The following is a 6,219-nucleotide window of genomic DNA, read 5'->3' as shown; positions in this document are numbered from 1 at the left end:
TACTTCCAGGAGATTCTGGGCTACGACGCTTTGCAGACCGGCGCCGGCTTCCTCATCCCCACGGCAGTGGTGGTGGCCGGTTCGACAACCGCAGGCCAGCTCGTGACGCGGTTCGGTCTCAGGCGCACGTTGGCCGCAGCCCTCGCCGTCGGTGCGCTCGGTGCGGTCGCACTCGGCCTCGCGATCTCGCCGAACGGCACCTACATCGAACTCATCCCCGGCCTCGTGGCGCTCGGCATCGGCGACGGGGTGGTCTTCACCACCATGTTCATCGCCGCCGCCACCGGAATCTCCGACCGACAACAAGGCATCGCCTCCGGCATTGCCTCCACCGGCTCAGGCGCGGGCGCCGCTGTCGGACTCGCCATCCTCGTCCTGGTAGCGACTGCCGACCTCGATGGCCTCTCCGGTGAACAGCTTCGAATCGCCACCGCCGACGGGATCAGCACCACGCTCTTCGTGGTGGCAGGCGGAATCGCGCTGACCCTCCTCGTCGCCTTGCGCCGGTGCCCGACACCGCCCGAACCGCAACCCACCCCCGTGCCGTACCAGACCCGCCGCTGCTGACAGCGTCCAGGGCCTGCCGGGACGAGGAAAGCGGCTCGCAGCGACTTCCGACAGTCGGTCGCCGCGAACAGCTGCCTGAGTCGCGAAGAACTGGGTGCGCCAGGGACTGAGCCGACAACGGCCACTCCAGGTGCTTGGCGCGCCTCGCGCTCTCATGTGGACGGCCAGCGTGATCCAGCCGCTCTCCGCACCGGTCATGACGATGGCGAAGTCACCGGGTCGGCACGCCTACCGGGTGCCACCAGGCTGTCGACCAACCCGTTGGACCCGGCATGGCGCCACTCTCGAGAAGACATTTCCGCGAATCCAGTACTGATGGTGCGAGATGTCCACCCGCGCGGTCGCCCGCAGCAGATCTCGAAGCCCAGGTCTGACAGTGAGGATGTACGCGGCATCGCTCGGGGATCTGACTCTGGGTCTGACTGGCGCTTCGGCTGCCTGTGCGTTGAATCGTCGGCCCGCGGGTGATGCCACTGCGTACTCGTGGGCGTCCGTGACCTCGTAGGAGCTTGGCCGTCGGGCCTCTTCACGTCTCGTCCGTCTGCCCGGGCAGCACACGCTGTTCCACAACGCCTCATACGAAGGACGGCAGAACAGGTATGAGCGCGGCCCGGGATAGCAGTGATCGGCGGAGTCGACACCCACACGGACATCCACCAAGCCGCAGTGATCGACTCGGTCGGCCGCCACCTGGACACGCAGTCGTTCGAGACGACCTCGGCCGGCTACGGGCAGCTGCTGGCCTGGCTGCGCGCCCAGGGGGACGTCATCGCGGTCGGGATGGAGGGGACCGGGGCCTACGGCGCCGAACTCGCCAGGTTCCTGACGGCCACTCGCCCAGGAGGTGCAGGTCCTGAACGATAAGGTCGCCGAGGCCGACCGGCTCATCGAGGCCCAGTTCCGGTTCCCGGCCGAGCACTGGATCCATCTGCGGACCACGAATCCGATCGAGTCCACGTTCTCCACCGTCCGCCTGAGGACCAAGGTCACCCGAGGCGCCGGCTCCCGCACCGCCGCACTGGCCATGGTCTTCAAGCTCGTCGAGTCCGCCCAGCAGCGATGGCGGGCTGTGAACGCACTACACCTCGTCGCACTCGTCCGCACCGGAGCCCGCTTCGAACGCGGCCAGCTCGTCGAGCGCCCCGAACTCAGCGCCGCCTGAGCCACCTCAACTGGCCCACAGAGAATTCGACAATTACTCCAGCAAGATCGGTGGGCCGTACCGGTGACCAACAAGCTCTGCTACACCCCCGACCGCCAACCCTGACTGACGTTCGCAACGCCTTCCGTGCCGTCGCCTTTCTCTGATGCTCGCTATACGGCCAGAAACAGCCGAGCACCACGACGCCGTCCCTGTACGGCAGAAGTTATCCTGCCCGGGCAGGAAGCGCCGCTCCGCGGTCACGGCCGTGCCGGCGCCGCAGACGCATACTGTGCGCACCAGGGGGCGGGGATGGATGGTCTGGAAGTCGGCGCTGTCGGACTCGGTCACGAATCGGCGGCGCTTCGGCTGGAGGCGCACCGGACCGAGCTGATCGGCTACTGCTACCGAATGCTGGGTTCGGTCTTCGATGCGGAAGATGCCGTGCAGGAGACCATGGTCCGGGCGTGGCGCGGCCTCGACCGGTTCGAGGAACGGTCGTCACTACGGTCGTGGATCTACCGCATCGCCACCAACGTCTGCCTCGACACACTCGCCGCCGGCAAGCGCCGGGCTCGCCCGATGGACCTCTCGGCCCCGACCAGCGGCGCCACCTCACCAGGCCCTCCACTGGACGTCAGCCTGTGGATCGAACCGTTCCCGGCCGCTCTGGCCCACACGCCGGACAACCCCGCAAAGGCAGCCGAAGCAGGCGAATCCGTGCGCCTGGCATTCATCGCCGCACTGCAGCACTTGTCGTCCAAGCAGCGCGCGACCCTCCTCCTACGGGAAGTCCTGGGCTTCTCGGCACGCGAAGTCGCAGACCTGCACGGCTGCACCGTCGCCTCGGTCAACAGCGCGCTCCAGCGCGCCCGCGCCACACTGGCCGCCCGCCGCGAAGCGACCGGCGACGCGGCGGCACAGTCGCCCGACGCCGTTCAGCGGGCACTGGCGAAGCGATATGCCGCGGCCTTCTCCAGCTTCGACATGGAGGAGCTGAACATGCTGCTGCACGTGGACGCCACCATGTCCCTGCCGCCATACGCCCTGTGGATGCGAGGCGTCACCGACATCCAGGCATGGCTGACCGGACCCGCCGTCGGCTGCCGGGGATCCCGGTTGGTCCCCACCCTGGCGAACGGCTCGCCGGCCTTCGGCCAGTACCGGCCCAGCGTCACCGGAGCGGGATTCGAGCCCTGGGCCGTTCAGGTCGTCGACATCTCCGGGGACCGGATCAGCGACATCCATGTCTTCCGGGACACCGAGCGGCTGTTCCCGCTTTTCAACCTGCCCCCGCACATCGGCGAGCAGGAGGTGTGACGCAGCGCACCTTCATCGGACGATGACTCCGTTCGTGCCCCTCGGTCATACCAGCAACGAAACCGAAGCAACGGACAGACAAGATGACTGACATGACCGCCACCGTGAAGGGCCCTGCCAGCTACTTCCCTTCCATCGAGAAGAAGTACGGTCGCCCGATTGCGGAGTGGAAGGACCTGATCCGCTCCTCGCCTCTGACCAAGCACATGGAGTTCGTGAACTGGCTCAAGGCCGAGCACGGGCTGGGCCACGGTCACGCCGATGCCCTCGTCGCGCACACTCTCGCCGAGCGGTCCGGCAACTGAGCTGCCACGCATGGGAGCGCATGGGTGACGGCACAGCACCAGGGACAGGCCCTGCTCCACCGCGTCGATGCCGCAATCAGCCTCACCGACACGACCTCGCCGCGCTCGACGACTGGCTACAGGACGTCTCCGGAGCCTCGTGATCCACAGAATTTGACAATTACTCCGCCGTCAGGCGGACGCGTGAGTTCTGATTGCCGGTCAACGTGGAAGTGCGGCCAACTGTGATGCTCACAGTGGCTTCCCAATGGAGAAGTCAAGCTGTGTGGCTCCCGCTTGGCGGAGGGTCGGGCGAGAGGGAGGGTGGTCAACCGCGCCGGTGGCCCTCGACGCAGAATCGGTTGCCTTCTGTGTCGGCCAGCACAACGTACGGTCGCCCTCCGAGAGGCAGGCTTTCCGGGTAGTGCTGCCAGTCGACACGCTGCGCCCCCAGGCCCACCAGTCGGTCTACTTCCTCGTCAAGGTCCCGGTCACCGGCGTCGAGATCGAAGTGGATGCGGGGGAACTCCTCCGCAGGACTTTCACTCGTGTCCATGGCGATAGCGACCCCGTGCTCACCAGGCGGCGGTTGGAGAACGATCCAGTCATCACCCTCGTAGCGTGGAGGTCGCTGCACGTACCCCAGTGCCTGCTGCCAGAACTGGCCTGCCCTCTTGTCGTCGTTCACGCCTAACGAGACCTGTTTGATCGACGTCATGCCAGCACAGTAGGTGGCCCTGAATGTCCAGGCATCGATTGGTGCAAGTCCGATCGGGACCTAGCCGGTGGACTGAGGCGGGGTGACTTCGTAGAGGCGTCGGTCCTGGATCAGGGCCCACAGGACGTTGACTCTGCAGCGGGTGAGGGCGATCACGGCCTGGGGGTGGCGTTTGCCCTCGGCGCGCTTGCGGTCGTAGAGGGTCCGCGAGTTTGGGTCGTAGCGGACGCTCATCAGGGCGGACATGTAGAAGACGCGCTGGAGACCTCGGTGGTAGTGACGGGGGCGGTGCAGGTTGCCGTTCCGCTTCCCTGAGTCGCGTGGTGCTGGCGCCAGGCCGGCGAATGCGGCGAGTCCGTCCGGGCCAGTGAAATCCGCGAGGCCGTTGCTGATCGCGGCGAGGAACTCGGCGCCCTGCAGCGGGCCGATGCCGGGCAGGCTGGCCACGACTTCGGCCAGCTGTGCGTCCGGAACTGGGCCTCGATGAGCCGGTCGGCCTCGGCGACCTTATCGTTAAGGACCTGCACCTCCTGGGCGAGCGTCCTGACGAGCTGGGCAATCACGGCCTCGCCGGGAACGGAGATGTGCTGCCGCTCTGCGGCCTCCACCGCCTTCCTCGCGAGCTCATCCGGGCTGCGGACGCCGCGGGCGCGCAGCCATCGGGTGAGTCGCGCGGTGCCGAGGCGCCGGAGTGCTGCGGGCGTCTGGTAGCCGACCAGCAGGACGAGCGGTCCGGCGCTGGTCAGGATGAGCGCGCGTTCCAGCGCAGGGAACAGGCCGGTCAGGGCGGAGCGCAGCCGGTGATGCTTTCGAATCCGTCGGGGAGGGGCGTTTCATCGCTCATGGGATCACCTGGGGTCGGGTCGAAGAGGAAGACCAGGACTTTCTGGTTGCGGGGGCCGGCGGAGTCGGCGGCGAGCCCGGCCGGTACCTGGTCGGTGAACGTGATGCAGGCTTCGGTGTGTTCGGTGCGGGGCAGTGAGGCTGGCATCGTCGGGTGGGGCGTTCTCGAAGCCGGAGGGGGACGGGGGAGGACACTGCTCTGAAGGAAGACCCTGACGGGTACGGCCGATGCCGTGCGGGACACCGACCCTCGTGTGGGTCCGTGCTCCGGTCCGCGCCGCGGGAGGTCACCCCTGTGCGAGGCATGTCGCCCGGTCCGAGAGCACAAGGAGGTTCAAGTCTCCCGTGCGAGGGCTTCGCGGACTGCGGGTACGACTTCGGCGGCGAACGCGCGGATCTGCTGGACGTGATCTCGTTCGGGCCAGATGACGAAACCGTTCATTCCGACGGTGCGCACGAGTGTGACAAGGTGTTCGGTCCACTGGGCGGCGGGCCCCTGGAACGGGCCGGCCGACTCCGGTTGGATGACACCGGCGATGTTGTAGACCCGGCGGATCGTGTCCGGATCGCGGCCCGCCGTCAGAGCTGCGTCGTCGATGCGGCGGACGGCCGTGGGCAGTGCGTCGAGTCCGAGGTAGGCGTGCGAGGGAAGCCAGCCGTCCGCTTTTGCACCGGTCAGGGCCAGCATGCGGGGTCCGTACGAGCCCAGCCACAGCCCCAGACCGGAGGTCGGCGCCGGGCCGGGGTGGACGCCGGCCAGCGAGTAGTGCGCGCCGTGCGTCCGCACACTGCGCTCGCCACTCCACATCGCCCGGATGACGGTGATCGCCTCTTCAAGTGCGTCGGCGGCCTCCTTCGGCGTGCGTCGGGAGCCGCCCATGGCCTCGATGGCTTCCCAGAAGGCGCCGGCGCCCAGGCCGAGCCGGACCCGGGAACCGGTCAGTCTGTCCAAGGTTGCCGCAGCCTTGGCCAGCACCGCCGGCGGACGCAACGGCAGGGAGCTGACCGTCGGGACGAGCGTGACATGTCGCGTCCGCGCGGCCAGAAAGGTGAGCAGTGTCCAGGTGTCGTCGAACGCCGCTTGGTAGGGGTGGTCCTGGATGGTGAGAAGGTCGAGGCCGAGACTGTCGATGAGCAGTGCCTGCTCACTGGAGCGGCCGACGGGTAGGGCGTTCGGCTCTACGTTCGCGCCGAACAGGACAGGGAGGGGCATGAAGGTCTCCTGAGCAACCGGCGCTCGACGTCGGTCAGCGGTGGTCGCAGGTGAGGAAGGGAACGGACCCGCTGTCGTCCCGGAGGCAGCGCCTTCAAGAGCAGGCGGCAGCCGGGGCGGCACCGCTCGGGTC

At 67.7% G+C, this 6,219-nt stretch carries 7 protein-coding genes and 2 pseudogenes; 5 read left to right on the top strand and 4 right to left on the bottom strand.

Features of this window, described 5'->3' with window-relative positions; all coding sequences use genetic code 11:
• The 5 genes and pseudogenes from GAS53_RS18975 to GAS53_RS18955 all read left to right on the top strand — a co-directional run.
• Positions 1–567, top strand: a 567-nt coding sequence (locus GAS53_RS18975; RefSeq protein ID WP_151478839.1) for an MFS transporter, incomplete at its 5' end; no start/stop codon positions are given.
• Between the two features lie 621 nt (positions 568–1,188).
• Positions 1,189–1,431: an IS110 family transposase gene (locus tag GAS53_RS18970; RefSeq protein ID WP_225858982.1), complete on the top strand. Its 243-nt coding sequence runs from the start codon at positions 1,189–1,191 to the stop codon at positions 1,429–1,431.
• Between the two features lie 7 nt (positions 1,432–1,438).
• Positions 1,439–1,729 (top strand): annotated as a pseudogene (locus GAS53_RS18965) (transposase); the annotation flags it as partial.
• Between the two features lie 291 nt (positions 1,730–2,020).
• Positions 2,021–3,028: a sigma-70 family RNA polymerase sigma factor gene (locus GAS53_RS18960; RefSeq protein ID WP_151478815.1), complete on the top strand. Its 1,008-nt coding sequence runs from the start codon at positions 2,021–2,023 to the stop codon at positions 3,026–3,028.
• 92 nt (positions 3,029–3,120) lie between these two features.
• The gene (locus GAS53_RS18955; RefSeq protein WP_151478814.1) at positions 3,121–3,333 is read left to right on the top strand and encodes a DUF4287 domain-containing protein; all 213 of its coding nucleotides are present in this window, start codon (positions 3,121–3,123) and stop codon (positions 3,331–3,333) included.
• Between the two features lie 307 nt (positions 3,334–3,640).
• Here the strand turns inward: GAS53_RS18955 and GAS53_RS18950 are convergent, their stop codons facing one another.
• From GAS53_RS18950 to GAS53_RS18935, 4 genes and pseudogenes are all read right to left on the bottom strand, one after another.
• Positions 3,641–4,030, bottom strand: coding sequence for a VOC family protein (locus GAS53_RS18950; RefSeq protein WP_151478813.1), 390 nt, complete (start codon positions 4,028–4,030; stop codon positions 3,641–3,643).
• 60 nt (positions 4,031–4,090) lie between these two features.
• Positions 4,091–4,848, bottom strand: a pseudogene (locus GAS53_RS56360) (transposase); the annotation flags it as partial.
• Positions 4,812–5,021: a hypothetical protein gene (locus GAS53_RS18940; RefSeq protein WP_151478811.1), complete on the bottom strand. Its 210-nt coding sequence runs from the start codon at positions 5,019–5,021 to the stop codon at positions 4,812–4,814. The pseudogene GAS53_RS56360 and the gene GAS53_RS18940, both read right to left, overlap by 37 nt.
• Before the next feature lie 186 nt (positions 5,022–5,207).
• Complete coding sequence (locus GAS53_RS18935; protein WP_151478810.1) at positions 5,208–6,086, bottom strand: LLM class flavin-dependent oxidoreductase; 879 nt, start codon at positions 6,084–6,086, stop codon at positions 5,208–5,210.
• Between the last annotated feature and the right edge of the window lie 133 nt (positions 6,087–6,219).

The organism is Streptomyces albicerus (assembly GCF_008905045.1).
GTDB classification, from domain to species: domain Bacteria; phylum Actinomycetota; class Actinomycetes; order Streptomycetales; family Streptomycetaceae; genus Streptomyces; species Streptomyces albicerus.
This window is presented reverse-complemented; position numbering and strand designations above follow the sequence as displayed.